This is a genomic window from Luteibacter sahnii (assembly GCF_034063545.1).
GTDB lineage: Bacteria > Pseudomonadota > Gammaproteobacteria > Xanthomonadales > Rhodanobacteraceae > Luteibacter > Luteibacter sahnii.
This window is the reverse complement of record NZ_JAQLOK010000001.1, coordinates 850096-876869: the sequence shown is the minus strand read 5'-3', so window position 1 is coordinate 876869 and position 26774 is coordinate 850096. Positions and strand designations below refer to the sequence as shown.

Annotated in this window: 15 protein-coding genes; all 15 read right to left on the bottom strand. The window is 67.6% G+C overall.

The window, feature by feature from the left end:
• Positions 1 to 58 precede the first annotated feature (58 nt).
• On the bottom strand, positions 59 to 2662 hold the full coding sequence (treY, locus tag PI246_RS04020; protein ID WP_320549995.1) for a malto-oligosyltrehalose synthase: 2604 nt from the start codon (positions 2660 to 2662) through the stop codon (positions 59 to 61).
• On the bottom strand, positions 2659 to 4737 hold the full coding sequence (malQ, locus tag PI246_RS04015) for a 4-alpha-glucanotransferase (RefSeq protein ID WP_320549994.1): 2079 nt from the start codon (positions 4735 to 4737) through the stop codon (positions 2659 to 2661). Before malQ ends, treY begins: the two co-directional genes overlap by 4 nt.
• Before the next feature lie 3 nt (positions 4738 to 4740).
• Positions 4741 to 6492 carry a malto-oligosyltrehalose trehalohydrolase gene (gene treZ, locus PI246_RS04010; protein WP_320549993.1) on the bottom strand — a complete coding sequence of 584 codons (1752 nt, stop codon included), beginning with the start codon at positions 6490 to 6492 and terminating at the stop codon, positions 4741 to 4743.
• Positions 6489 to 8600, bottom strand: a complete 2112-nt coding sequence (gene glgX / locus PI246_RS04005) for a glycogen debranching protein GlgX (protein WP_320549992.1) — start codon at positions 8598 to 8600, stop codon at positions 6489 to 6491. The genes treZ and glgX overlap by 4 nt, the downstream gene beginning before the upstream one ends.
• 12 nt (positions 8601 to 8612) lie before the next feature.
• Complete coding sequence (gene glgB, locus PI246_RS04000) at positions 8613 to 10799, bottom strand: 1,4-alpha-glucan branching protein GlgB (protein WP_407069768.1); 2187 nt, start codon at positions 10797 to 10799, stop codon at positions 8613 to 8615.
• Entirely contained in the window at positions 10796 to 14113 is a 3318-nt protein-coding gene (gene treS, locus PI246_RS03995; protein WP_320549991.1) for a maltose alpha-D-glucosyltransferase, read from the bottom strand. The genes glgB and treS overlap by 4 nt, the downstream gene beginning before the upstream one ends.
• 3 nt (positions 14114 to 14116) lie before the next feature.
• Positions 14117 to 17389, bottom strand: coding sequence for a maltotransferase domain-containing protein (locus PI246_RS03990; RefSeq protein ID WP_320549990.1), 3273 nt, complete (start codon positions 17387 to 17389; stop codon positions 14117 to 14119).
• A gap of 175 nt (positions 17390 to 17564) precedes the next feature.
• Positions 17565 to 18203 (bottom strand): FMN-binding negative transcriptional regulator, encoded by a 639-nt coding sequence (locus tag PI246_RS03985; protein WP_320549989.1) that lies wholly within the window; start codon positions 18201 to 18203, stop codon positions 17565 to 17567.
• Position 18204: 1 nt separating this feature from the next.
• The gene (zipA, locus tag PI246_RS03980) at positions 18205 to 19146 is read right to left on the bottom strand and encodes a cell division protein ZipA (protein ID WP_320550245.1); all 942 of its coding nucleotides are present in this window, start codon (positions 19144 to 19146) and stop codon (positions 18205 to 18207) included.
• 71 nt (positions 19147 to 19217) lie between these two features.
• Positions 19218 to 22718, bottom strand: coding sequence for a chromosome segregation protein SMC (gene smc / locus PI246_RS03975; RefSeq protein ID WP_320549988.1), 3501 nt, complete (start codon positions 22716 to 22718; stop codon positions 19218 to 19220).
• 212 nt (positions 22719 to 22930) lie between these two features.
• Positions 22931 to 23194 carry a BolA family protein gene (locus PI246_RS03970; RefSeq protein WP_320549987.1) on the bottom strand — a complete coding sequence of 88 codons (264 nt, stop codon included), beginning with the start codon at positions 23192 to 23194 and terminating at the stop codon, positions 22931 to 22933.
• A complete protein-coding gene (locus PI246_RS03965; RefSeq protein WP_320549986.1) occupies positions 23191 to 23490 on the bottom strand; it encodes a YciI family protein in 300 nt (99 codons plus the stop codon). The genes PI246_RS03970 and PI246_RS03965 overlap by 4 nt, the downstream gene beginning before the upstream one ends.
• A gap of 28 nt (positions 23491 to 23518) precedes the next feature.
• The gene (gene lysS / locus PI246_RS03960) at positions 23519 to 25066 is read right to left on the bottom strand and encodes a lysine--tRNA ligase (protein ID WP_320549985.1); all 1548 of its coding nucleotides are present in this window, start codon (positions 25064 to 25066) and stop codon (positions 23519 to 23521) included.
• A gap of 47 nt (positions 25067 to 25113) precedes the next feature.
• Positions 25114 to 25503, bottom strand: a complete 390-nt coding sequence (locus PI246_RS03955) for a four helix bundle protein (RefSeq protein WP_320549984.1) — start codon at positions 25501 to 25503, stop codon at positions 25114 to 25116.
• A 45-nt stretch (positions 25504 to 25548) separates the two neighbouring features.
• A protein-coding gene (gene prfB / locus PI246_RS03950) for a peptide chain release factor 2 (RefSeq protein ID WP_320549983.1) occupies positions 25549 to 26674 on the bottom strand; the annotation gives its coding sequence in 2 pieces (ribosomal slippage) (positions 25549 to 26598 and positions 26600 to 26674; 1125 coding nt in all).
• Positions 26675 to 26774: the final 100 nt, after the last annotated feature.

The following is a 26774-nucleotide window of genomic DNA, read 5'->3' as shown; positions in this document are numbered from 1 at the left end:
CAGGGGGCGGGGGGCGTGCTAGCCGGCCGGCGCCGACGACACGTCCCGCCCCCGCCTGTCATCCCGAGACCCAAACGCCCACGGTCAGCCCGTCGAACACCCGGGCGACATCCACCCGGCCGCCGTCGAGGCGGCCACCGGCCAGCACGGCCCGCCACTCGCCCTCCGGCAGTTCGAGCGTGGTGCCGGCCCAACGCGCCGCCGGCACCGTCGGCGCGGCCTCGCCCGCCAGCCACGGCGCCAGGTGCCGGCCCACGGCGACGAGCAGCTTGCGTCCCCGATGCTCGCGGACGAAGGCCAGCACGCGACCCGATGCCGGACCCACGGCGGCCAGCGGCCTGTAGTCGCCCCGGGCGAAGAGTTCCGGGTGTGTCTTGCGCAGGCAGAGCAGCGCGCGGATCACCCCCTGCTTGACCGATCCGTCGCGCCAGGTGACCACGGCATCGGCAAGCGGGCGGTCCTGCGCCAGCGAGGCGGAACGACGGGTGAAATCGACCGGCCGGCGATTGTCGGGGTCAACCAGGCTGAAGTCCCAGTCGTCACTGCCCTGGTAAAGATCGGGCACGCCGGGCGTGGTCAGTCGCAACACGGTCTGCGCCAGCCCGTTGGCCGCACCGGGCGCGGCGAGGTATTGGGCGAAGGCGTACAGTTCGGTAGCGGCCTCCCCCGACAGCATGGCGCGAAGAAAGTCTTCGCAGGCGTCTTCGTAGGGCTCGTTCGGCGAGGTCCAGCGCGTCCACCGCTTGGCCTCGCGCAACGCCTTGCGCTGCCAGGCCGCCACGCGGGACGCGAACCGCTCCAGGCCCTCCTCGTCAGCGGGGGTCAGGTCCAAAGGCCAGGCGCCGACCAGCATCTGGTAAAGCATCAGCTCGTCGGCGGCCGACGGCGCCAGTCGTCCTTCGGCACGTTGCCGGAACGGTGCATGCCGTTCGCGCCAGCGATCGACGGCCGCGGTCCAGCGCCCGGCCATCTCGGACAGCACCGCGAGGCGCGCGCGTAGATCCTCCCCGCGCTTGTGATCGTGGGTGGCGGTGGTAAGCAGCGTGTGCGGAAACGTGGACGCCCGCTCGGCGCAACGCGCGTGAAACGCGTCGGTCGACAGGGCAAGGCGCGCCGCGTCCACGCCCACCTCGTTACGCGACAGCAACCGGCCATAACGGTAACCCGCCGTGTCTTCCACGGCCTTCGCCGCCACGGGCGAGGTGGCTTGCTGGAAGACGGCGATCGCACGCGCCCTCGCCCGTCGCGCGGGGCCAGGCGGAAGCGCGCGCAAGGGCTCGCCCCCCAACCAGCCAGCGACCAGGTGCAGCAGGTCGGCGTCCTCGCCGCGCACGGTGCGCAGCGCCCCTTCCACGGCGCGGCTGAAAATCGCCTCGTCGAAGGCATCGCGCCCCATGCCACCCGCGTACGTACGATAGACGGGGAAATGCACCAACAGCTCGACCAGCACACGGCGGATGCCCGCCAGCGACACGTCGCGCGACGCCACGTCGGCACGCGCCGCCACGAACAAGGCACGAGCGGTGCGGTCCAGTTCGGATTCGAAGCTGTCGACGAGGATCTGGCGGCGCGCCCGTACGGCCTGCGTGGCGAAATCGGCGGCGTCGCCGGTCACGTCGCGCCACAGCCCGGTCAACACGCTCTCGCCGGCCTCATCGTGCAGCACGGCGGACACCTGGTCCATGAACTCGTAGCCGGTGGTGCCGTCGACGCGCCAGTCGGTCCGCAGCGGCTCGTCCTCGGCAAGGATCTTCTCCACCACCAGGTAGGCCGCGTCGCGAGGCGCACCCGGAGGACGACGCGTACGCAGCCGTTCCAGGCGGTGGCGGAGGCGACGGCAATAACCACGCGGATCGGCCAGGCCGTCGACGTGGTCGCAACGTACGCCGTCGATCAGTCCCTCGGCGTAGAGCCGGAAGATCGTCGCATGCGTATCTTCGAAAACGACGTGACGCTCGATGCGCAGGCCGGCCAGTTCGTTGACGTCAAAGAAGCGTCGGTAGTTGACCATGTCGCTGGCGAGTTTCCAGAACGCCAGGCGATAGTGCTGCCGCTCGATGAGCTCATGCAGGCGCGCCCTGCCCTCGTCCGTCGAGGGGTCGTGCCGCGCCTCGGCGTCGTCGCCCAGATCGCGTACCGATGCGGGTGAGAGAGGAAGGTGATCGTCGTACAGTCGCAAGGCCCACTCGCCGCGTCGGCGCACGAGGTGCAGGTGCCCCTCGCGCAGCGTGGCGTCGTACCCCGCGCCGAGTACCGGCAGCAGGAGGCGCCCACGCAACAACGGGTCGGGCGACTGCCAGTCGATGTCGAAGTACTGGGCGTAACGGCTCTCGCGGCCGTGGCGGAGCACGTCGGTCCACCACGCGTTTTCGGGCCCGATGCCCATGTGGTTGGGCACGATGTCGACGATCAGGCCCATGCCGCGTTCGCGCAACGCCGCCACGAGGCGACGCAGTGCGTCTTCCCCACCGATCTCCGGGTTCACCTGGTGGCAATCGACCACGTCGTAGCCGTGTGTCGAGCCGGCCCGCGCGCGCAGGATCGGCGACGCGTAGAGATGGCTCACACCCAGGCGGGCGTAGTAGTCGACCACGCCCACGGCGTCGTCGAGCGTGAAACCCGCATGGAACTGCAGGCGGGCGAGCGAACGGGGTGGGCTCATGTACGGTTCCGGGTCTGGTCGATCGCCGCGCACACCGCATGGGCAATCTTGCCGTCGAACAGCCGCGACGTGGTGTCGGGCATGCGGCGGCGCCAGTTCGGATGCACGGCGTCGGTGGGGCCGGGAAGGTTCGGCTGCTCGTGCAGGCCGAGCACATCTTCCACGGGAAAAATGGCCAGCGGCGCAGGCGTCTGCGCCACGTGCTTGGCCGCGGCGACCACCACCGGGGAGATGTCGTCGGGTGCGGGTGGACTGTCTTCATTCCACGCGGAGTTCGACGCGCACATCGCGCTCCACAGGCGGCGGCGCTCCAGGTCGCGCTGCGCGACTTCGTCGACCTCGGGGTCGTCCAGGCCCGTGCGTTTGCGCCACTCCACGTCGCGCCCGCTCCACCAGCCGGCCACGGTCGATACATCATGCGTGCTGGTGGTCGCCATCGCGTTGTGCGACCAGTCGCCTGGCGCGATGAAACCGCCGTCCTGCGCGCGTTCGAACCAGAGCACCCGAATGCCCAACACGCCGGCGTCGGCAATGCTGCGGCGGAAATCGGACGGCACCGTGCCGAGGTCTTCACCGATGACGATGGCCCGGTGACGGTGCGATTCCAGGGCGACGAGCCGCAGGAGATCGGTCAAGGGATACCGCACGTAGGCGCCTTCGGTGGGTTGGGCGCCGTGCGGCACCATCCACAGGCGCTTGAGGCTCAGGATGTGGTCGATGCGCACGCCGCCGGAATGCGCCAGCGCCGCGCGCAGCATGCCGATAAAACCCTTGAAGCCGGATTCGCGAAGGCCTCGCGGGGAAAACGTGGTCAGTCCCCAGTCCTGGCCCAGGCGATTGAGCGCATCAGGCGGCGCGCCCACGCCCAGGCCGTGGAGCATTTCCGACTGATGCGCCCACGCCTGGCTGCCCCCGGCGTCGGCGCCCACGGCGAGGTCGGTGACGAGGCCGATCTTCATGCCGGCGTCGCGGGCGGCTTTCTGCACGCCGCACAGGCCGCGCGCGGCCAGCCATTGCAGCCACGCGTGGAAGGCCACCTCGCGCGAGTGTTCGCGGGCGAACGCGGCAACCTCCGGCGAGGAGGGATCGCGAAACGCGGCCGGCCAGCCTTGCCAACCGCCAGGGCGACCGTGCGCGGTAAAGTCGGCATGCAGGGCCTCGAACCGCGCGTGCCGTTCAAGCGGGACCCCCTGGTCGCGCCGGAAGGCGGCGAATCGTTCGGCATGCGCGGAGTCGACCGACTGCCATTCATAGACCGAACGCAGGATCGTCATGCGTGCACGGGCCGCACGGGGCCAGTCGATCAGGTCGAGCCACTCCAGGTCGGCCAGTTCCTGGCGCAGGTTGTACGTGTCGATGACGGCGCGCACGCTCTTTTCGCCGCTGGTATGCGCGGGGTCGATGTAAAGTCCGTTGAGAAACAGCCGGCTCGACGGAGCGTAGGGGCTGTAGCGTTCCGGCGCGGCGGCGAACAGCGCGTGCACCGGGCTGATCGCGAGCGCGTCGGCCCCCTTCTCGGCCGCGGCGCGCGCGCCCAGTTCCAGCGCAGTGAAATCGCCGATGCCGCCGTCGCCTGGACGGCGCAGGCCGGATACCTGCACGGCCATGCCCCAGGGGCGGTGCGCACCCTGGATGTCGCCGATGCCGAAGGCGCGTGGGGGCGCCACGGCGAGGGTGACTTCGTCGTCGTCGAGCCACAGCGTGTAATAGCCCGGCTGCGCGGGCGCGGGAAGCGTCGATACACCGCTGGGCAGTTCACCATCGCCCAGCACGCGTTCATCCTCGCCGACGATCTTCCAGCGTCGGCCCCGCTGTGCCGGCACCAGCTCAATGCCCCCGCCGGCGTCGGCGGTGACCAGGCGGGGCGGACGCCGCCCCTGGCGTTCGTCGTCGAGCATCCGCAGGCTCGCCTCGACGTCGTCGGCGCTGTCCGCGGGCAGGCCCAGCGCGCGAAGGACGATACGCAGGGTGCTCGCGGGCGTCGACTGGGGACGGTCCAGCGCATCCCGCCAATGCACATCCACGCCGGCCTGGTCGGCCAGCAAGGCAAGACGATCGTCGAGCGGAACGTTCACGGATCAGGACTCCAGGCAGGCCAGTGCGCGGCGGGCGGGGATCGCGCCACGCGATACGGCGGCAATGTCGGACGCGGAGCCGTGAAGCCACGCCGCCGCCGGCGATGGTGGACGCTCCAGCGTGACGTCGGTGTCGCCGAGATTGACGAAGAGAGTCAGCCTCGTCGAACCGAGCGACCAGCAGGCGACGAAGGCCTTCTCGCCCAGCGCCTGGGCATGTTCGCCGCGCGCATCGTCCAGATGCGGCACGAGGTATTCCCGACGCACTGCGATCAGTTCGCGCACGAGTTCATGCCGCGCGTTCCCGACCGTCGCGTCAGGCCCGGGTACCGACCGCTCGAACGTGTCGCGTGCGTTGGGATCGGGAATGTCTTCGCCGGAAAACCCGGCGAATCCCTCGAACTCCTTGCGCCGCCCGTCGCGCACAGCCTTGCGCAACGCTTCATCGGGAAAATCGGTGAAAAACAGGAACGGGGTACGGCTGCCCCACTCCTCGCCCATGAACAGCATCGGGACGAACGGCGCGAGCAGGAGCAGCACCAGTGCCGCCTCCATCGTCTCTTCGGGCACCAGCGACGTGAGCCGGTCACCGAGCGCACGGTTGCCGACCTGGTCGTGGTTCTGCAGGAAATTCACGAAACGCACGGCCGGCAGATGCGCGCTGGGCTCGCCACGCCGCTTGTCACCCATCGCCTCACCCTGAAACGCGAACCCGTCACGCAGGCTGCGCAGGAGTTTTTCCATCGGGGGGTGGTAGTGCTGGTAGTAGCCTTCCGATTCGTCGGTCAGCAACACGTGCAGCGCGTTGTGGAAGTCGTCGTTCCACTGTGCGTCGAAGCGCCCGCGCCCCAGCAGGTGCGCCTGGTTCGCCTCGTTTTCCAGCACGAGGTGCACATGCCGGTCGGGACCGATCGACGCATGGACGCGCGCGGCGAGCGAGCTGAGCCAGCCGGGATTGCCGATCGCGTGCACGGCGTCGAAGCGCAGCCCGTCGAAGCGGTATTCCTCCAGCCAGTAGAGCGCGTTGTGTACGAAGTAGTCGCCCACTTGCGGGGTGGACACCCCGATGGCCGCGCCCCAGGGCGTATGGATGCCCTCGTCGAAAAACGGCGACGCGTAGGCGCCCAGGTAGTTTCCTTCCGGTCCGAAATGGTTATAGACCACGTCGAGAAACACCATCAGGCCCAACCCGTGGGCATCGTCGATCATCGCCTTGAGTTCATCGGGCGAGCCGTAGGCGGCGGCGGGCGCGAACGGCAGCACACCGTCGTAGCCCCAGTTGCGTTCGCCCGCGAACTCCGCGATCGGCATCAGTTCGATGGCGGTGATACCCAGGGCCGCCAGGCCGGGAAGCGCGTCGCGCACGCCACGGTAGCCGCCGAACGCGCCGACGTGCAGTTCATACAGCACCGTCTCCCGCCACGGCCGACCGACCCAGTCGTCGTGCCGCCACGCGTAGCTGCCGGGATCGACGACGACGCTATAGCCGTGGACGTCGCCGTCGCGCTGCCGGCGCGACGCCGGATCCGGGATCGCCAGATCGTTGCCGAGGCGGAACCGGTAGCCAGCACCGATCGCCACGTCGCAGACGCATTCGAACCAGCCGTCGTCGAGCCCGCGCAACGTCGATGTCCCGCCGTCCTCGCATTCGATGGCGGCCGAGTCGACATCCGGGGCCCAGAGACGGAAACGTACGCGACCGTCGCCCAGAGGCTTCGCGCCATAGGGCATGGCATGGGCATGCCGAGGTGTCATGCGGGTTCCTTGCGGATCATGGTGGCCAGAAGCATCACGCTGTGGCCCTGCACCTCGACCGAGGTGTCCTGCCACGGGATGTCGCCAGCGGTGGGTTTGGCGCTGTCGGAGCGGATGCGCCAGGCGGCGGCCGGCTCCGGCAGCCGGAACAGGTGCGCGTCAGGCGTGCCGTTGATGAGAAGCAGCGTGATGTCGGCGCGCTTCTCACCGTGCGGCAACGCGCGGCGCACCGCAAGCAGGCGGCCTTCGGTATAGCCCCAGGTGTCCAGCGTCATCTCCGCGCCGCTCTCGTCGAACCATGTGACCTCCCGGATACCGGGAATAACCTCCACGTCGCCTCGCAGGAAAATCGGCGAGCGCAACGTCGGATGCTGGGCACGCAGCCGAACCAGCCGCGCCACGAAGTCGGTCAGTTCGCCACTGCGGTCGGTCGCGGCGAGCTTCCAGTCGAACCACGACAGTTCGTTGTCCTGGCAGTAGGCGTTGTTGTTGCCGTTCTGCGTCCGGCCGAATTCGTCGCCCCCGAGCAGCATCGGCGTGCCGTTGGAAAAGAACAGCGTGGACAGCAGCGCCCGCTTGACCCGGTCGCGAACCTCGACGATCGCGGGGTCATCGGAGGGACCTTCGACGCCATGGTTGAAGCTCTCGTTGTCGTTGCCACCGTCGCGGTTGTCCTCGCCGTTGGCGTCGTTGTGCTTGTCGTTGTAGCTGACGAGGTCTTCCAGGGTGAAGCCATCGTGCGCGGTAATGAAGTTCACCGATGCCCAGGGCTTGCGCCGCTGGTGGTCGAACAGGTCGCCCGAAGCCTGGAGCCGGCCGGCGAGCGCCCCGCGCATGCCTGAGTCGCCTTTCCAGAAACGGCGCACGTCGTCACGGAACTTGCCGTTCCACTCGCCGAAACCCGGGGGATGGTTGCCCAACTGGTAGCCGCCCGGGCCGATGTCCCACGGCTCGGAAATCAGCTTGACGCTGGCCAGTACCGGATCCTGCCGCATCGCATCGAACAGGCCGCTGTTCGGATCGAAGCCATGCTCCTCCCGGCCCAGGCTCACGCCGAGGTCGAAGCGGAAGCCGTCGATGTGGAAGGTCTGCGTCCAGTAGCGCAGCGAGTCCATGACCAGCTGCAACACGCGGGGATGCGCGGTGTTGACCGTGTTACCGGTGCCCGTGTCGTTGATGCAGTAGCGCGGGTTGTCCGGCATGAGCCGGTAATAGCTCTTGTTGTCGAGCCCGCGGAACATCATCGTGGTGCCCATTTCACTGCCTTCGCACGTGTGGTTGTAGACCACGTCGAGGATCACCTCGATGCCGGCCGCGTGCAGGGCCTGCACGGCCGCGCGGATCTCGCTCAGCGTGCCCTCGGCCAGGTACGACGGCTCGGGCGCGAAGAACGCCATCGTGTTGTAGCCCCAGTAGTTGCGCAGCTTCAGTTCGGCAAGGCGGCGATCCTGGAGGAAGGCGTGTACGGGCAGCAGTTCGACCGCCGTGACGCCAAGCTTGACGAGGTAATCGATGACGTAGGGATCGGCCAGCGCGATGAAGGTGCCCCGTTCGTGGGGACGGATGCGCTTGAGCGTGCGCGTGAACCCCTTCAGGTGGGTCTCGTAGATGACGGTCTGGTTCCACGGCGTATGCGGCCGGTTGGTCCCGCGGCGCCAATGCATGGGCTCGTCCACCACCACCGCCTTAGGCATGGCGGCGGCGCTGTCGCGCCGGTCGAAAGAGAGATCCTCGCGGGGCGACGAGACGCGGTAGCCGTGCAGCGCGTCGGACCAGCGCACCTGCCCGTGCAGAAGGCGCGCGTACGGGTCGAGAAGGAGCTTGTTCGGATTGAAGCGGTGGCCTTCTTCGGGCAAGTACGGGCCATGGGCGCGAAAGCCGTAGAGTGCACCGCCGCGCACGCGCGGCAGGTAACCGTGCCAGACCTCGTCGGTGCACTCGGGCAGATCGTAGCGGGCGATTTCGCGTTTGCCCGACGGGTCGAACAGGCACAGTTCGATGCGTTCCGCATGGGCGGAAAACACCGCGAAGTTCGTGCCCATGCCGTCGCAGGTGGCGCCGAGGGGATACGGCGATCCGGATTGCATGCGTTCGGGGAGCGCGGGCATAGATTCCTCTTTTCAGTCGGCGACGAAGATCACCGTGGACAGGGGTGGAAGGCTCAGCACCAGCGATTGGTCGAAACCGTGGGACGGCACCGCCTGCGTGTGGCGCGCCCCTTCGTTGCCCACGCCCGAGCCGCCGTAATCGGTGGCATCGGAGTTGAGGGCCTCACGCCAGCGCCCGGCCTCCGGCACGCCAAGGCGGAAGCCGTGGTGCGGCGCCGGCGTCATGTTGCTGACGACCAGCGCGGGGCGACTCCCGTCGGCGAAGCGCAGCCAGGCAAACACGCTCTGCTCCGCGCCGTCGCCGATCACCCAGCGGAAGCCACGCGGGTCGGTGTCGAGCGCGTGCATCGCGGGCGTACTCGCGTAGAGCCGGTTGAGATCGCGCACCAGCTTCTGCACGCCCAGGTGCAACGGGTGATCCAGCAGCTCCCAGGCGATCTGCGCGTCGTGGTTCCACTCGTGCGGCTGGGCGATTTCGCCACCGGTGAATAGCAACTTCTTGCCGGGATGCGCCCACATGAAGCCGTAGTAGGCGCGCAGGTTGGCGAAACGCTGCCATTCGTCGCCCGGCATGCGACCCAGCAGCGACCGCTTGCCGTGCACCACTTCGTCGTGCGAGAGCGGCAGCACGTAGTTCTCGGAGTAGGCGTAGACCATGCTGAAGGTCATCTCGCCGTGGTGCCAGCGTCGATGGATGGGGTCGCGCGACATGTACTGGAGCGAATCGTGCATCCAGCCCATGTTCCACTTTAAGGTAAAGCCGAGGCCGCCCTCGCTCACCGGCCGGGTCACGCCTGGCCATGCGGTGGATTCTTCGGCGATGGTCATGCAATCGGGGTGGCGCTCGGCGACAAGGGCGTTCACGCGGCGCAGGAAAGCGATCGATTCGAGGTTCTCGCGCCCGCCGTGGACGTTGGGCACCCATTCGCCGGCCTTGCGCGAGTAGTCGCGATAAAGCATGGAGGCCACAGCATCCACGCGCAGGCCGTCGACGTGGAATCGCTCCAGCCACGCCAGCGCGCTGGCGGTCAGGTACGCCGATACCTCGTTGCGACCAAGGTTGTAGATCAGCGTGTTCCAGTCCTGGTGGAACCCTTCGCGCGGGTCGGCGTGCTCGTAGAGCGCCGTACCGTCGAAGTGCGCCAGGCCATGGATGTCGGTGGGAAAGTGGGCGGGCACCCAGTCCACGATCACGCCCACGCCGGCTTCGTGGCAGCGATCGACGAAACGGGCGAACGCTTCCGGCGTGCCGAAGCGCGACGTCGGCGCGAACTGCCCCAGCGGCTGGTAGCCCCAGGAGCCGCCGAACGGATGCTCGGAGATCGGCAGCAGCTCCACGTGGGTGAAGCCCATGCCGGCGACGTAGGGGATCAATCGCTCGCCGAGGTCGTCCCAGTGCAACTCCTTGCCATCCGCGCCGCGCAACCACGAGCCCGCGTGCAATTCGTAGATGGACAGGGGCGAACCGGCATGATGGCGCGCGCCGCGATGCCGCATCCACTCGTCGTCCGTCCAACGGAACGCCTGGGGATCGGCCACGATCGATGCCGTGGCCGGCGGCAGTTCTGCCGCGAGCGCGACCGGATCGGCACGCTGGGTCAGCGAGCCGTCCGCACCCCACACCTCGTACTTGTAGCGCGCGCCGGGCAGCAGTCCGGGGACGAAGAGCTCCCACACGCCCGACGGTGCGCGTTTGCGCATCGGGTGGCGACGGCCGTCCCAGCTATCGAAGTCGCCGACCACGCTGACGCGCTGCGCATTCGGTGCCCACACGGCGAAGCGAACACCGTGCACGCCGTCGACCGTGACCGGATGGGCGCCGAGCCAGCGGAACAGCGCCACGTCCATCCCATCTGAAAAACGTCGCAGGTCATCGTCGGCGAGCAGCATACCGAAGGCGTAGGGATCGTGCGTTTCGTGCAGGGCGCCCGGCCAGCGCACGCGCAGGCGGTAGGCGCCGTCGGCCTCGACGGCGCCCGCGAACAGCCCATTCGGGTGCACGCGGTCGAGGACGGCAAGCGTCTGGCCCTGGGCATCGATCACCTCGACGCCCTCCGCACCGGGTTGGAGCGTGCGGATGATCCGGCGCCCGTGGACAGGGTGCGGCCCGAGAAGGGCAAACGGATCGCCGTGCCGACCTTCGACGAGCGCGTCGATGGCGGCGGGGTCGTTCAGTCCATAAAGCACCGGATCGATCACGTGGCCTCCTTCAGCGTCACGGGCGCTTCGCCCTTCGCGGCGTGGAGCAGTCCACGCAGCGGCACGTCGAGCCAACCAGGCCGGTTAGCCGCCTCATAGGCGATCTCGTAGGCGGCTTTTTCGATCACAAACAGTTCAAGCAGCGGCATGAAGGCCTCGTCGGACACCCAGCGCACGGGTGCGTCGTGGAGTACCTTGCGATAGGCCTCGACGAACACCCGGGAGGCGCGCTCACGGAAGCGCGTGAGGTACTCGCTAAATCCGGGGTCTTCCACCGGCGCCAGGCCGTCCTCGCCACGACGGGCCATGGCGGCGGCGTAATCGATCGAGCGCAGGAAACCGGCGACGTCGCGCAACGGCGTGTGCTTGCCGCGCCGCTCCTCAAGCGACCGGGCAGGTTCGCCTTCGAAGTCGATGATGTACGCGTCGTCCTGCACGACCAGGATCTGGCCCAGGTGGAAGTCGCCGTGCGTGCGGGTCGCAAGCGTGCCCTCGCCCGCCCTGGCCAGCTTGCCGACGTGGTCTTCGAGCGATCCGGCCAGGCCGCGCAACGCCTCGACGTCGGCGGCCAGCGCCTCGTCCATGCCCTGCGTGCTGTCCACCGCCAGCAAGGCGCGGCCAACCTGCGCGCGCACGCCATCGCGCCAGGCCTGCGTCGCCTGGCCGGACACCGTCTCGGGCGAGAACGCCGCGATGTCCGTCGGCCTGGCGAGCACCGCGTGCAGCTCGCCCAGGCGCGTGCCCACGGCGCGCGCGAACGCGTCGTAACCGGCTTCGATCTCGTTCCGTCGAACGGCATCGGCGGCGTGGCTGTATTCGTCGTAGCTGCGGCGCAGGAAGTCGAGCGTCCAGCGCCACGCGTCGCCCTGGTTGCGCAGGAACCCCTGCAGCACCGCCAGCGTGGTGCGCTCGCCGTTCTCGCCCACGCGTACCACTTCGCCCATCAGGGGCGCCGTGTTGGCGTAGCCGTTGTCGGTGAGGAAACGACCCATCTCCACTTCCGGGTTGATGCCCGGAGCGAGGCGCCGGAACAACTTGATGACGCCCGCGTCGTGCACGATCAGCGAACTGTTGGATTGTTCCGACGACAGCCAGCGGTTCTCGACCGACGGATCGAAGACCACGCCGTCGAAGGCCGCGGTGGTCTCGAAGCGGATGACGGTGTTGCCGTTCTTCAACGCCACGTGGTCACGCAGGCCGGTGATGAACCCGTTGACGAAGGCATCGAGGGCGAAGCCATCGGTGAGAATGCCGATGCGGCGACCGCGGCGGACGCGGGCCAGCGTGACCTGCTGCTGACGGGCGTTGGGCGATTCATCTTCCCACACGATGCCCACGGGCAGGCTGTAGCGCTCCTTGCCGCCGTCGGCGAGCGTCGCCTCGATCTCGGTGAAGATCAGGTCGTCGCCGCGGTCGGGCCAGGGCACCGCGTTGACGACCTTCACGCCGTCGATGCCACGGTCCTTCGACGCGAACCAGCGACGTACGGAAAGGTACGTGGGCAACACCTGCTTCTCGATGACGCCGCGATGGTGCTCCATGACCGGGCCTTCCACGAGGTCGCCGCGCAGCACCAGGGTCTCGTAATCAGGCATCGGTTCGGCGGGCATTTCATGCCAGTCGGGCATCTGCGCGTTGGGCAGCAGCTGGAACGCGTAGAACCCATACGGCGGCACGGTCATCAGGTAAGGCAACTGCCCCACCGGCGGGAAGGAGGTGCCACCGACGATTTCCACCGGCACCTGGCCGTCGAACGCGGCCAGATCCAGTTCCACCGCCTGGAGGGTACGCGACATGTTCGCCACGCACAGCACGTGCTCGTCGCCGAACTCGCGCAGGTAGGCGAGCACCTTGCGATTGCCCGGGTAGAGAAACTTCAGCCCGCCGCGGCCGAACGCCTTGTAGCGCTTGCGCACGGCGAGCATGCGTCGCGTCCAGTTGAGCAGCGAGTGCGGATCGCGCTGCTGGGCTTCGACATTGATCGCCTGGAAGCCGTAGAGCGGGTCCATGATCGGCGGCAGTACGAGGCTGGCGGGATCGGCACGCGAAAAACCACCGTTGCGGTCCACCGACCACTGCATCGGGGTGCGCACGCCGTCGCGATCGCCCAGATGGATGTTGTCGCCCATGCCGATTTCGTCGCCGTAATAGAGCACCGGCGTGCCGGGCATGGTAAGCAGCAACGCGTTCATCAACTCGATGCGCCGCCGGTCGCGCTCGAGCAGCGGAGCGAGGCGACGGCGAATGCCGAGGTTGATACGGGCCCGACGATCCGCGGCGTAGGTCTGCCACAGGTAATCGCGCTCGTTGTCGGTGACCATCTCCAGCGTCAGTTCGTCGTGGTTGCGCAGGAAGATCGCCCACTGGCAGTTTTCCGGGATCGCCGGGGTCTGCCGCATGATGTCGGTGATCGGGAAACGGTCCTCGCGCGCGATGGCCATGTACATGCGCGGCATCAACGGAAAGTGGAACGCCATGTGGCATTCGTCGCCGTTGCCGAAGTAGTCCTGCGTGTCTTCCGGCCACTGGTTGGCCTCGGCCAGCAGCATGCGGTCGGGGTAGTGCTGGTCGATCTCCGCGCGCATCAGCTTGAGGATCTGGTGCGTCTCGGGCAGGTTTTCGTTGTTGGTGCCTTCGCGCTCGATGAGATACGGCACGGCGTCCAGGCGCAGGCCGTCCACGCCCATGTCGAGCCAGAAGCGCATCACGTCCATGACCGCCTTGAGCACCGCCGGGTTATCGAAGTTAAGGTCGGGCTGGTGGGAGAAGAAGCGATGCCAGAAGTACTGGCCGGCGACCGGATCCCACGTCCAGTTCGACTTCTCGGTATCGAGGAAGATGATGCGCGTGCCGTCGTACGCCTGGTCGGTATCCGACCACACGTAGAAATTGCGCGCGGCCGAGCCCTTCTTCGCGTGGCGCGCCCGCTGGAACCACGGGTGTTGGTCCGACGTGTGGTTGATAACCAGTTCGGTGATCACTCGCAGCCCGCGGCGATGCGCTTCGGCGATGAACCGCTTGGCGTCGGCAAGCTTGCCGTAATCCTCGTGCACCGCCTTGTATTCGGCGATGTCATAGCCGTCATCGCGACGCGGGCTGGGATAGAAAGGCAGCAACCATAGCGTGTTCACGCCGAGGTCGGCGATGTAATCGAGTTTTTCGATCAGGCCCTGGAAATCACCCACGCCATCGTCGTTCGCGTCGAAGTACGACTTCAGGTGCACCTGATAGATGATCGCGTCCTTGTACCACAGCGGATCGCTGGAAAAATCCGGCGCCGTCTCGCGCTTCTTTGCCTTGCCGCGTGTTGCCATGGGTCAGACTCCGGGTAACCGTACATGCCAGATCGCGTAGGGCCGGTCGAGACCGAGCCAGACGTTCTGCGTCGCGCCGCGCCAGGCGACGGATCGGGGGGTGAGAAGATCGCGGACATCGAGCGAGGCATCCCATGCCAGGCCCCATTCGTCCAGCGGAAGGGTAAGGTCGGCCGACTGGGCGTTGTGGGGATCCATGCTGATCGCCACGAGCACGAGGTCGTCGCCGGCACGCTTTTCGAAGAACAGCACCTGGTCGTTGCTAGCGGGCAGGAAGCGCACGCCGAGGTGTGTCTGCAAGGCCGGATGCGCGCGACGGATGTGATTGAGCTGGGTGATCTCGGGCACGATGTTGCCCGGGGCGTCGAAGTCGCGCACGCGGATTTCGTACTTCTCCGAATCCAGGTACTCCTCCTTGCCGGGCATCGGTGCCGATTCGCATATCTCGAAGCCGGAATACATGCCCCACAGCCCCGACAACGTCGTCGCCAGCGCCGTGCGGATAAGGAATCCCGTGCGGCCCGAGGTCTGCAGGAAGTACGGATTGATGTCGGGCGTGTTGACGAAGAAGTTCGGGCGGAAGAAATCCTTCGGCGCGGTCGTCGTCAGTTCGGTGAGGTAATCGACGAATTCTTGCTTGGAGTTGCGCCAGGTGAAATAGGTATACGACTGACTGAAACCGACCTTGGCCAACCGGTACATCGGCTTGGGCCGGGTAAACGCTTCGGATAGGAACAACGCGTCGGGATACGACGAGCGGACCCGCGCGATCATCCACTCCCAGAACGGGAACGGCTTGGTATGTGGGTTGTCCACGCGGAACGTACGCACGCCCTCGGCCGCCCAGAACAGCACCGCGTCGCAAAGTGCCTGCCACAACGACGGCACCGCGCCGTCGGCGTAGAAGTCGACGTTGACGATGTCCTGGTATTTCTTGGGCGGGTTTTCAGCGTACTTGATGCTGCCGTCCGGTCGCCAGTCGAACCATTCCGGGTGCTCCTTGAGCCACGGATGATCGGGCGAACACTGGATGGCGAAGTCCAGGGCCAGCTCCAGGCCGTGGTCATGGGCGGCATCGCGCAGCGCGCGGAAGTCGTCGAGCGTTCCCAACTGCGGATGGATGGCCTCGTGGCCGCCGTCGGGCGACCCGATGGCGTACGGGCTGCCCGGATCGTCCGGCCCCGGCGTCAGCGTGTTGTTGGGGCCCTTGCGGAATGCCTTGCCGATCGGATGGATCGGCGGGAAATACAGCACGTCGAAGCCCATGTCGCGAATCGCCGGCAGGCGGGCGATGGTGTTGCGGAACGTGCCGTGCTTGCGGGGATCGTCCGTCATCGAACGGGGGAACAACTCATACCAGCTCGCGAACGTCGCCTCGCGACGATCCACCTCGACGATGAACGTGTCGGTCACCGTCGAGCGGCGGCGCGGATCGGTGGCCAGCATCAGCTCGACGGTGTCGGCGGCGAGCAGGCGCTCCACGCGTGCCTCGCCCTCGGCTTTCGAGACCGCTGCGGCCAGCTGGCGCAGGGCCTTGGCTTTCGGGCCCGACGCGTCCCGGGCCCGGGCTTCGACCATGAGGCGACCTTCTTCGAGTTCGAGCGTCACGTCCACGCCGGCGGCGTGCTTCACCTCCAGTTCGTGGTGGTAGCTGCCGAAGCGGTCGTGCCATGCCTCGATGCGGAATTCATGGCGGCCGATGCGCGTCGGCGTGAAGCGGGCGGCGTGGATGTCGTTGTTGACCGGCGCCATCGGTACCTCGCGCCAGGTCTTGTCGTCCTGCGCGCGGTAGGCGAGACGCGCGGCGAGCACCTCGTGCCCATCCATGAAGATATCGGCCGTCACCTCGATCGCCTGGCCGACGATGCGCTTGGCGGGAAAGCGTCCGGCGTCTACGGTCGGCTCGACGGCCTCGATCACCACGCGGGGCGACGCCGTCGCGGCCTGCAAGGCCTCCTTGCGCACCGTGGTGCCCAGCTTGCGGGTGACCGGTAGCGACGGCGTACCGGTCAGCGTGAGCACGCCCCCGGGGGGCAACACCGCCGCGTCGCCCTGGTCGAACACCTTGCGGCCGTCGGACGCGAGCCATGGCGAGAAGTGGCTTGCCGCACCCATGAGCCCGTCAGCCGCTTCCACCCGGGCGTCGCGATCAAGCGAGGCGTTGACCAGGGTCAGCGTGGCGCGAACCGCCGTGCGTGGATCGGGACCGTCCACCGTCAGCAGCGTGGCGACGCCCGCGTGGCACGACAGCACCGGCGAACCGGGCATGTGGTCGCCGACGCGCCGGTTGGCCGCTGCCACCACCTCGCTGAGGTCGAGCAATGCGCTCGTCTTGAGCTGCGCGGGCGTCGACGGCGTACCGCGGCGCGGGTCGAGTGCCTCATGCACCGCGTATTCGAATCCCATCGGCATGAGCCAGCCCGCCGGGGCGGTGGCGGCGAAGGCAATGGCCCGGCCATAGGCATGGTCCATCTGGTTCTCTTCGCCCAGTTCATCGCCCAGCCGACGATCGAACGGCGCTTCGACGCAGGCCATCACCGGCGCGATGGCCTCGAGGCGACGCGCTTCCTCGGCGAACCACGGCGACTGGAAATCCCACCATGCCGCGCTATTGACCACCGCGTCGAAACCGGCGCCGCGCAGCGCAAGCAGGTCGTCCGGCGTGCAACCGGGCGTCCACGCGACGAAGGCGACATCGGGCGCATCCACCCTCACCGCGTCGATCAGGTGCTTCCAGGCCGTGGCGCCTAGGCGCTGCGGATGGACGATGCGAAAACCTTCAACGCCGGCCGCCGTCCAGCGGCGCAAGCGGTCGATCCACCACTGCCCCGCGGCGTCGGCCACCTGGGGATCGTTGAAACGCCAGCGTGCGCTTTCGGATTCGGCCGGTGTCCAGCGCGGATCCGGCGTGCCGTGTTCGGTCGCGACCGCCCGAAACCATTCCGGATGTTCGACACGGATGGTGGCGTCGGAGGCGAGTTCGTCCAGGGCGAGGTCAAGCCAGAAGCCGATCTGTCGCGCACGGCACGCCTTGGCGATATGGGCGAGCCGGGTCGTCGCGTCGCCATCGGCCTGCAAGGCAGGATGAAGGGTGTCGAAATCCCGCGTGACGAACACATCGCCCGCCTGCGATGGCGCGAACGGCGGTGCGGCGAGGAGCTGACGGAAACCGAGCGACGCGGCGTGATCGATCCACGCGCTCCACCCCGTCATCGGACCGGCCTGCAAAGGATGCAGGTAATAGATGCAAAAGGGCGCACGCATGCTTGCCGACATGTGACTCGTGTTCCTTGGGGAGTGGACACAAGCATGCCGGGCGGGATGTATGCACCATGCCAACACCCGGGCACGCGGGGGAGCCGCCACAGTGACGCATCGGGGTGTTGCGGGAATGTGAATTCAACGCCGCAACATGCTGTCGCGAGCGCGCGCGTGCGCCCTGTGAGCGGCGCTACGGGGCGGTCGTCGACATCATCGCGCGAGCGATCGCCTGCGCGTCGTCGTCGCGCCGTCGCGCGAGCCACTCGGCGGCGCCCAGGCGATCGTCGACGCTGCGGTTCTGGCCCAGCTTCCACTTGCCCTCGATGCGTGCGATGGGCAGCCGGATACCGACGATCGCACCGAGCATCGAGGCGACGTAGTCGGTCGGGGCGTCCGCGACCTGCCACGGCGGCGTCTGCGCCGTGGCCTGCTCGCTCTGCCGGGTGAGCCGGTCGAGCAGATCGAGCAACGACCCCGGATCAGTGAATGTCTCGGGCACCCCGTAGGCGTGCACGGCGATGTAGTTCCAGGTCGGCACTTCACGGCCGTGAACGGATTTGCCCGGATAGCCGTTGGGCGAGATGTAGGCGTGCGGACCGGCGAACATCGCCAGCGCTTCGCCCGCGTGGCGAACGACATGATCGTTGACCCGCGCCACGTGCGCGTAGAGCGTGCCCAGGGGGCCCTCTTGCGGCGCGAGAACGAACGGCAGGTGCGTGGCCTCGATGCCGCCCTCGCCTGCCGTCACCAGCGCGCCGAAGGCGATCTCGCGCATCGCCGCGTGCAACACGGATAGCCGACTCTCGACGAATGCGCGCGGCGTATACACGTCAGGGACCGAAGGTGACTTCTTCGCCCTCGTGCCCGCGGTCCCAGCCGCGCAGTTCGTCGCGGATGTGGGCGACCCGCTGACGGCCGAGCGCGTTGCGTTCCTCGTCGAGCACAAGGCCGTCGAGCAACTCGGCCAGCCGCTGGGCGGTCGGCAGCATGGCATCCCACGCGTCGAGCGCGTTGATCGGGCCCGGCAGCGCCATGAAGAACGAGAGCCCCGGCGTCTGCATGGCGCTGACGCGCGACATGTCGAAGTTGCCGGGCTTGACCAGGTTGGCGACGCTGAAGATCGGCCCCTTCTCGGGATGGCCGTCCACCAGTCGGTGATAGATGCCCATGTCGCCGAACTCCAGGCCCACCTTCTCGGCGGCCACGACGAGATCGGCGCCGCTGAACTTCATGCCCTCGCGGGACACGACGTAGAGCGTGACGATGCGGTCGACCGGCGTGTTCGGCCGGCGGCCCAGGTCGGAGCGCGGCGGTGCCTTAGGGGCGGGCGGCGGCGCGGGAGCGGGCGCGGAAGGCCGAGCAGGCGCCGGTGCGGGTGCCGCGGAGACCGGCTCGTCGAGATCGAACGGCAGGTCGAGGTCGAGACTGGGCTCCCGGCGCTGCGCGTGCCTCGGCGGCAGCGGCTCCTCCGGCAACATCGGCGCCGCCGACGCGGTGCGCTCGCCGGCGAGCGACGCGCCAAGGCGCTCGAGCTCCGCGCGCAGGTCGACGTCGAGTTCGGCCTGCTTCGGCGACGGATTGAACAACGGGTCGAGCGTGTCGTCGGCGCGGTCGTCCAACGGCGCCTCGCCTTCCTCGTCGGCGAAGACCGGTTCGCGCCGTTCGCGCGAGCGCTCCGGCTGCTCCGGCGCCGGTTTGCGCCGCCCTTGCTCTTTGCGGGGCTGGCCGAAGAGCCACAGCAGCACGAGGATGACGATGCCGACGAAGAGCATCGGGATGCCGACTGCCGGATTCCAGGCGAGGCCGATCGCAGGGGTCATGGTGCGGGATTCCTTGGGTAGTGCTAGGCGACGCCGGCGAGCTTGGACGCTTCGGCCAGGTCGACCTGGACGAGGCGCGAGACGCCCGGTTCGCGCATGGTAACGCCACACAGCTGGTGCGCGGCCTCCATGGTGGCTTTGTTGTGGCTGACGAAAATGAACTGCACCTTCTCGCTCATCTCGCGCACCATGGCGGAGAACCGTCCGACATTGGCTTCGTCCAGGGGGGCGTCCACCTCGTCGAGCAGGCAGAACGGCGCGGGATTGAGCCCGAAGATAGCGAACACGAGTGATACGGCCGTGAGCGCCTTCTCGCCGCCGGAGAGCAGCGTGATGTTCGACACGCGCTTGCCGGGAGGGCGCGCCATGATCGAGACGCCGGTGTCGAGCAGGTCGTCGCCGGTCAGTTCGAGGTAGGCGTGGCCGCCCCCGAACAGGCGCGGGAAGAGCTCCTGCACGCCCGCGTTGACGCGATCGAAGGTCTCTTTGAAGCGCTGGCGCGTTTCGCGATCGATCTTCTTGATCGCGCCTTCGAGGGTCTCCAGCGCGGCGCCCAGGTCGGTGAGCTGCGAGTCGAGGTATTCCTTGCGCTGCGACTGCTCGGCATGCTCCTGGATGGCCGCGAGGTTTACCGGCTCCAGGCGGGCGATCTTCTGCGCCAGGTCGGTGAGCTGCTGCTGCCAGTGCGCGGGCTCGGCATCCTCGGCCAGTTCGCCCAGGAGGGCATCGAGCTCGAGGCCGGAGGCCGCGATGGCCTGGGCCAGCTGCTCGGCACGCAAGTGCAAGGCCTGGGCGGCGAGGCGTTTTTCCGAGACGCTTTCGCGCACCTGGTTCATCACGTGCTCGATGCGCTGTCGCTCCTGCTCCAGCCGGCGGAATTCGGCGTCGCAATCCTCCAGCGCCCGGCGCGCGTCGACCAGTTGGCGATCGACCAGCAGGCGCTGGTCGAGGTAGGTCTGCCGTTCGGCCTCGAGTTCGGCGATGGGGTCCGAACCCGCCGCCAGCTGCGCGTCGATGTCTTCGCGGCGGGCGGTCACCTGGCGCAGTTGCGCGTCCAGGCGTGCCAGGGCCTGTTCCAGCGAGGTCAACGCGGCGCGCTTGGAGCTCATGCTCAGTTCAAGCTGGTGGGCCTGGTCGGCCGCCTCGCGGGCGTTCATGCGCGCTTCTTCGCGCGCCTCAAGCAGCTCGCGGCGTTCGTTTTCCAGTTCGCGACGTTCGTCCTCGCGATCGCCCATGTGGCCGACGGCCTCGTCCAGGCGCGCACGCGCCTCGCGCGTCTGGCCCTCGAGTTCGTCGAGCTGCTCGATGAGGGTGGAAAGTTCGCCGCCGATCTTCTCCGCACGGGCGCGCGCGGTTTCCATCTTGCCGCGCTGGCTCTGCAACTGGCCGGCGAGTTCGGAAAGCCGGCGATGCGCCGCATACAGCTCCCGCTGGGCATCATCGCGCTGGCGTTCGGTCTCGAACTTGCGCGCACGCAGGGTTTCGAGCGTGTCGGTGCCTTCCTCGATCGTCGCTTCGAGGATCTGGATCTGCTCGGTGAGCTGGCGGATGTCGCGCTCGCGGGCAAGCACGCCGACCTGATTGCCCTGGGCTCGCAGCACGCGGGCCCAACCGGGCCCCATCCACGCGCCGTCACGGGTGATGACCGACTGGTGTTCCGTCAGCGACGCGACCCGCGACGCGGCGGCGTCCACCGAATCGGCGACGAACACCTGGCCGAGCAGCGCCATGGCCGCGGCGGGACCGCGCACATGGGCCGCCAGCGTGCCCGGCGCCCCCGGGGCGCCTGACGCGGCGGCGAACAGGGCAACGTCGGCCTGGCCCAGCCCGTCGAATTCGGGTGCCAGCGCGACCGGCGCGTCGACCAGCACGCCGTCGAGCAGGCCGGCCAGCACGGTTTCCACCGCCGATTCGTAACCGGCATCCACCTGGAGCGACTCGCCGAGGCGACGCGCGCCATCGAGGCCAAGCCGCTTGAGCCAGCCGGTGGCCGCCGATTCATCCTGTCCGAGGGCGGCGGTCTGCAGGGCTTCGAGCGAGGCCTGGCGGCCCCGGGCGGTCTGCAGTTGCTGGCGCGCGTCGTTCAGCGACGACTGTACTTGCCGCTCTTCGTCGAGCACGCGCTCGTAGGCGACCTTGTGCTGGTCGAGCACGGTGCCTAGTTGTTCCACGCGCTCGCGCTGGGTTTCGTGTTCGATGTCGAGCTGTTCGGCGGCGGCATCGAGCGCGGCGACGTCGGTGGCACGCTGTTCGGTTTCGAGGGTTTCCCGGCGACGGGCCAGGTCGACCGCCTGGCGGTCGAGGTAAGCCAGCTTGGTGCGCTCCACTTCGGCGGCGCGCGTGGACTCGGACGCGCCGCGGGTATGGGTGTCCCAGCGCTGCTGCCAGTCGGCCAGGCGCGACTCGGTGGCTCGCTGGGCCTCGCCGGTGTCGTCCTGGATCTGCTGCAGGGCCTCCAGCTTCGGCTCGCCCTCGGCGAGCGCCATGCGCAACGCCTCGACCTGCTCGCGGTCGGTGTGGATGTGGCCCTGGAGCTCGTCGTGTTCCCGCTCGGTTTCGGCGCGCGCCCGGGCCAGCCGCTCGGCGAGGTCGCGGCTGTGGCGCACCTGCTGCTCGACGCGAGCGATTTCGGAACCGACCTTGTAGACCTCGGCCTGCACCTGGTTCAGGTGCTCGCTGGCGCCCTGGTGCCGCTCGCGCACGCTCTCGAGCTGGGCCTCCACCTGGCGCTGCGCCGCGGTGTGCTTTTCGATCTCCAGTTCGGCTTCACGCAGGCCGGAGCCCTCGCCCTGCCGCTGGCGGTCGAGCGTTCGGTATTCCAGGGCGCGCAGTTCGGCTTCGCGACGGGTCTGTTCTTCCTTGAAGGCCTTCCATCGCTCGGCGGCGCGGGCCTGCCGGTTGAGGTGATCGAGCTGCTTGTCGACTTCGTCGCGGACGTCACGCACGCGGTCGAGGTTTTCCCGCGTGGCCTTGATCCGGCTCTCGGTCTCCTTGCGGCGCTCCTTGTACTTGGAGATGCCGGCGGCCTCTTCCAGGTGGGTGCGCAACTCTTCGGGCGCCGCCTCGATGATCTGGCTGATCATGCCCTGCTCAATGATCGAGTAGGAGCGCGGCCCCAGGCCGGTGCCCAGGAAAAGATCGGTGATGTCGCGGCGGCGGCAGCGCGCGCCGTTGAGAAAATAGGACGACTGGCCGTCGCGGCTCACCAGGCGCTTGACCGAAATCTCGGCGAAGCTGGCGTATTCGCCCTGGATGGTGCCGTCACCGTTGTCGAAGATCAGCTCGACGGCGGCCTGGCCCACCGGCTTGCGGGCACTGGAGCCCGAAAAGATGACGTCGGTGAGCGAATCGCCGCGCAGGCGGCTGGCCGCCGACTCGCCCATCACCCAGCGGATGGCGTCGATGATGTTCGACTTGCCGCACCCGTTGGGCCCCACGACGCCGGTCATGTTGGTGGGCAGGTGCAGCGTGGTCGGGTCCACGAAGGACTTGAATCCCGCCAGCTTGATGGTGGTCAGACGCATGTTGGATTCCGTTGGGACGCGGCCGTGGGCTCGATCGGGAGCCTCCCCCTGGCAGACCGGTCACTTTGCCAAAGGGGTGTTCGAGGTGCAATACGCGAAACAACGCGAACAGGGTAATGCAACTCCTTGATTATAGGAGCCCACCTTGCGGGCACCCCTCGTCTGGCGCCTCCGCGGCGCGGATCGCGCGCACGGCGCGTCGCTGCGTGACGTTATTCGCCGGGCGCCCTGGCCTCGATGGAAAGGGCATGAATGCCGTCGGGCATCATGTCGCCCAGCGCCTCGTAGACCATCCGATGACGCTGGATGGGGTTCTTGCCGGCAAACGCCGGACTGACGATACGGGCGAAGAAATGGCCCCTGCCCTCACCCGCGTGGCCCGCGTGCTTGTGGCCCTCGTCGATCACGTCGAGCTCGACCGGCGCCAGCGCACCGGTCAGCAGGCGGCGGATGCGCTCGACCTTTTCCTCGGTCACGGCAGCGTCACCCGGAACGGGCGAACGGTGACGTCCCTATAGACGCCTGCCTCGACGTAGGGATCGGCCTCGGCCCAGGCTTTGGCCGTGGCCAGGTCGCTGAACTCGGCCACGATCATGCTGCCGTCGAAGCCGGCGTCGCCCGGATCGTCCGAGTCGATGGCCGGGAACGGGCCGGCCAGCTTCAGGCGCCCCTCGTCGAGCAGGGCTTTGAGCCGGGCCAAGTGGGCCGGGCGCGCGGCCAGGCGCTTTTCCAGCGAATGCGGATGGTCGAGGGCGACGATGGCGTAGTACATGGCGGAACTCCGAAAAGGGCGAGGCCGTTCAGGCTTCGGGGCGCATGGTCGGGAACAGCAGCACGTCGCGGATGGACGACGCGCCGGTCAGCAGCATCACCAGGCGATCGATGCCCACCCCAAGGCCTCCGGTCGGGGGCAGGCCCACCTCGAGCGCCCGGATGTAGTCGGCGTCGAAATGCATGGCTTCGTCGTCGCCGGCGTCCTTGGCATCCACCTGGGCCTGAAAACGGGCGGCCTGGTCTTCGGAATCATTGAGCTCGGAGAAGCCGTTGGCGATCTCCTTGCCGTTGATGAACAGCTCGAAGCGGTCGGTGATGCCCTTGTCGGTGTCACTCTCGCGGGCCAGCGGCGAGACTTCCACGGGATGGTCGGTGATGAAGGTCGGCTGCACCAGGGTGTGCTCGACCGTGGCTTCGAAGATTTCGAGCAACAGCTTGCCCCAGCCATACCCCGTTTTGACCGGGATGCCCAGGCGGCTCGCGTGCGCGGCCATGGCCTGGCGGTCGCGCAGTTCGCCCGGCTTGATCTCGGGATTGAGTTCGAGCACGGCGTCTTCCATGCGCCACCGGCGGAACGCCGGGCCCACGTCGATGCTCGCGCCATCCCAGTCGATGACCGTGCTGCCGACCACGTCGGCCGCCGCCGAGCGGATGAGGCCTTCCGTGAGGTCCATGATGTCGTGGTAGGTGGCGTAGGCCTGGTAGAGCTCCAGCATCGTGAACTCAGGGTTGTGCCGGGTGGACACGCCTTCGTTACGGAAGTTGCGGTTGATCTCGTAGACGCGGTCGAAGCCCCCGACCACGAGGCGCTTGAGATACAGCTCGGGCGCCACGCGCAGGAACAGCGGTATGTCGAGCGCGTTATGGTGGGTGGTGAACGGACGCGCCGTCGCGCCGCCCGGGATCACGTGCATCATGGGGGTTTCCACCTCCATGAAGCGACGCGGTTCGGCCTCGAGCCAGCGGCGCACGTGGCTGACGATCTTCGAGCGCAACGCGAACGTGCGGCGAGCCTCCTCGGTGACGATGAGATCGACGTAGCGCTGGCGATAGCGCTGCTCCACGTCGGCGATGCCGTGGTGCTTGTCGGGCAGGCCGCGCAGCGACTTGGTCAGCAGGCGGATGGACTCGACCTTGATCGACAGTTCGCCCGTCTTGGTGCGCATCAGCGTACCGGTGGCACCGACGATGTCGCCGAGGTCCCAACGCTTGAACGCGTTGTAGGCGTCCTCGCCCACCGTGCCCTGGTGCACGAAAAGCTGGATGCGGCCCGTGCCGTCCTGCATCTGCACGAAGCTCACCTTGCCCTGCCCGCGCATGAGCAGGATGCGACCGGCCACGGCCACCTGGCGCGGCGCGGCTTCGATGGCCTCGGCCGTCCAGCGATCCTTGTCGGCGAACTCGTCCTGAAGGTCGCCCGCGAAACTGTCGACCTTGAAATCGTTCGGGTAAGCGATGCCCTGCTCGCGCAGCGCTTTCAGTTTCTCGCGACGCTCGGCGATGAGGCGGTTTTCATCGAGACCGGCGGGGGTGACATTCGGCGAAACAGCGGAGGTGAGGGGCTCTTGGGTCATGGGGCTTACGGTCGGGAGGAGGGAGGTGGGAAGTGGGGGCGCGATAGTCACCGTACAGCGAGCTTGCGCTCCAGTGACTTGCGAAGTCCCCTCAGGATTCTTCCAAGTTTGTCACAGCGGGCCATGGCCGCAGCCACGTCGTCGTCATCTACATAACCCAGACGGCCCGCCAGGTCGACCTGGGTTTCCACTTCGGCGAGTGAGCCCCTTGCCATGCCAATGAATCGGACAAAGTCACGGGTAGCTCCTCGCGCATGTCCTTCGGCGAGATGGGATGGGATCGAGACAGCCGCCCGGCGTACCTGGGCGGTCAACCCAAAACGCTCGGACGGCGGCAGACTTTCGGACAGTTCATAAATTCGAACCGTCAGCACCATCGCCTCACGCCATGCTTCCAGGTCCCGGAAGCTGGTGAACGTCGCACCCCCCTTTCCCATCTCCCACCTCCGTGTGGTGTGCCAAACATACGGATGCCGCCGACATTACGCATCGACGCGCTTGGAGCCGGCTTCGAGGCCGGCCTTGAGGCTGGCTTCGACGAATTCGTCGAGGTCGCCGTCGAGCACCTTCTGGGTGTCGGAGCGCTCGATGCCGGTGCGCAGGTCCTTGATGCGCGACTGGTCGAGCACGTAGTTGCGGATCTGGCTGCCCCAGCCAATGTCGGACTTGGTGGCTTCCAGGGCATCCTTCTCGGCGTTGCGTTTCTGCACTTCGAGCTCGTAGAGCTTGGCCTTGAGCATCTTCATCGCGCGGTCGCGGTTGGCATGCTGGCTGCGCTCGGTCTGGCAGGCCACCACGGTATTCGTGGGCAGGTGCGTGATGCGCACGGCCGACTCGGTTTTGTTCACGTGCTGGCCGCCCGCGCCGGAAGAGCGGTAGACGTCGGTCTTCAGGTCGGCGGGGTTGATCTCGATTTCGATGTCGTCGTCGACTTCGGGCGACACGAACACCGAGGTGAAGCTCGTGTGGCGGCGATTGTCCGAATCGAACGGACTCTTGCGCACCAGGCGGTGCACGCCGATCTCGGTCTTCAGCCAGCCGTAGGCGTAGTCGCCTTCCACGCGGAACGTGGCCGACTTGATACCCGCCACTTCGCCGCCGGAGACTTCCATCAGCTCGGCCTTCCAGCCACGCGACTCGGCCCAGCGCAGGTACATGCGCAGGAGCATTTCGGCCCAGTCCTGGGCCTCGGTACCGCCGGCACCGGCCTGGATGTCGACGAAGGCCGCGGCGCTGTCGAGCTTGCCGGAGAACATCCGCTGGAATTCCATCTTGCCGACCGTCGACTCGGCCTTGGCGACATCCTCGGCCACCGAACGGACGGTGTCCTCGTCGCCATCGGCGGCGGCCATCTCCAGGAGCTCTTTGGAGTCGTCGAGCGAGGCGGTCATAGCGTCGATGCCGCTGACGATGTTGTCGAGTTGGGCGCGCTCGCGGCCCAGGTCCTGCGCGCGCTTGGGGTCGTCCCACACGGTGGGGCTTTCCAGCTCGCGATTGACTTCTTCTAGGCGTTCTTTCTTGACAGGGTAGTCAAAGATACCCCCTAAGCGACTCGACGCGGCCCTTGAGGTCCGCGATCTGCGCGAGGATCGGATTGGTCTCGATCATGGTTGGATGGCCTGCTGGTGCGGCGCGGGGCGCGCCGGCTAAAGCGCCCAAGTCTAGCAAATGGCGACCATGGCTTGCAGGAGCGCGCCTGCGCGCGATC

What these genes read in the sequence shown, in the direction of transcription:
- treY (WP_320549995.1), bottom strand. Translation starts at nt 2,662, where the DNA reads ATGAGCCCACCCCGTTCGCTCGCCCGCCTGCAGTTCCATGCGGGTTTC.
- treZ (WP_320549993.1), bottom strand. Translation starts at nt 6,492, where the DNA reads ATGACACCTCGGCATGCCCATGCCATGCCCTATGGCGCGAAGCCTCTG.
- glgX (WP_320549992.1), bottom strand. Translation starts at nt 8,600, where the DNA reads ATGCCCGCGCTCCCCGAACGCATGCAATCCGGATCGCCGTATCCCCTC.
- treS (WP_320549991.1), bottom strand. Translation starts at nt 14,113, where the DNA reads ATGGCAACACGCGGCAAGGCAAAGAAGCGCGAGACGGCGCCGGATTTT.
- PI246_RS03990 (WP_320549990.1), bottom strand. Translation starts at nt 17,389, where the DNA reads ATGTCGGCAAGCATGCGTGCGCCCTTTTGCATCTATTACCTGCATCCT.
- zipA (WP_320550245.1), bottom strand. Translation starts at nt 19,146, where the DNA reads ATGCTCTTCGTCGGCATCGTCATCCTCGTGCTGCTGTGGCTCTTCGGC.
- smc (WP_320549988.1), bottom strand. Translation starts at nt 22,718, where the DNA reads ATGCGTCTGACCACCATCAAGCTGGCGGGATTCAAGTCCTTCGTGGAC.
- PI246_RS03965 (WP_320549986.1), bottom strand. Translation starts at nt 23,490, where the DNA reads ATGTACTACGCCATCGTCGCCCTCGACCATCCGCATTCGCTGGAAAAG.
- lysS (WP_320549985.1), bottom strand. Translation starts at nt 25,066, where the DNA reads ATGACCCAAGAGCCCCTCACCTCCGCTGTTTCGCCGAATGTCACCCCC.
- PI246_RS03955 (WP_320549984.1), bottom strand. Translation starts at nt 25,503, where the DNA reads ATGGGAAAGGGGGGTGCGACGTTCACCAGCTTCCGGGACCTGGAAGCA.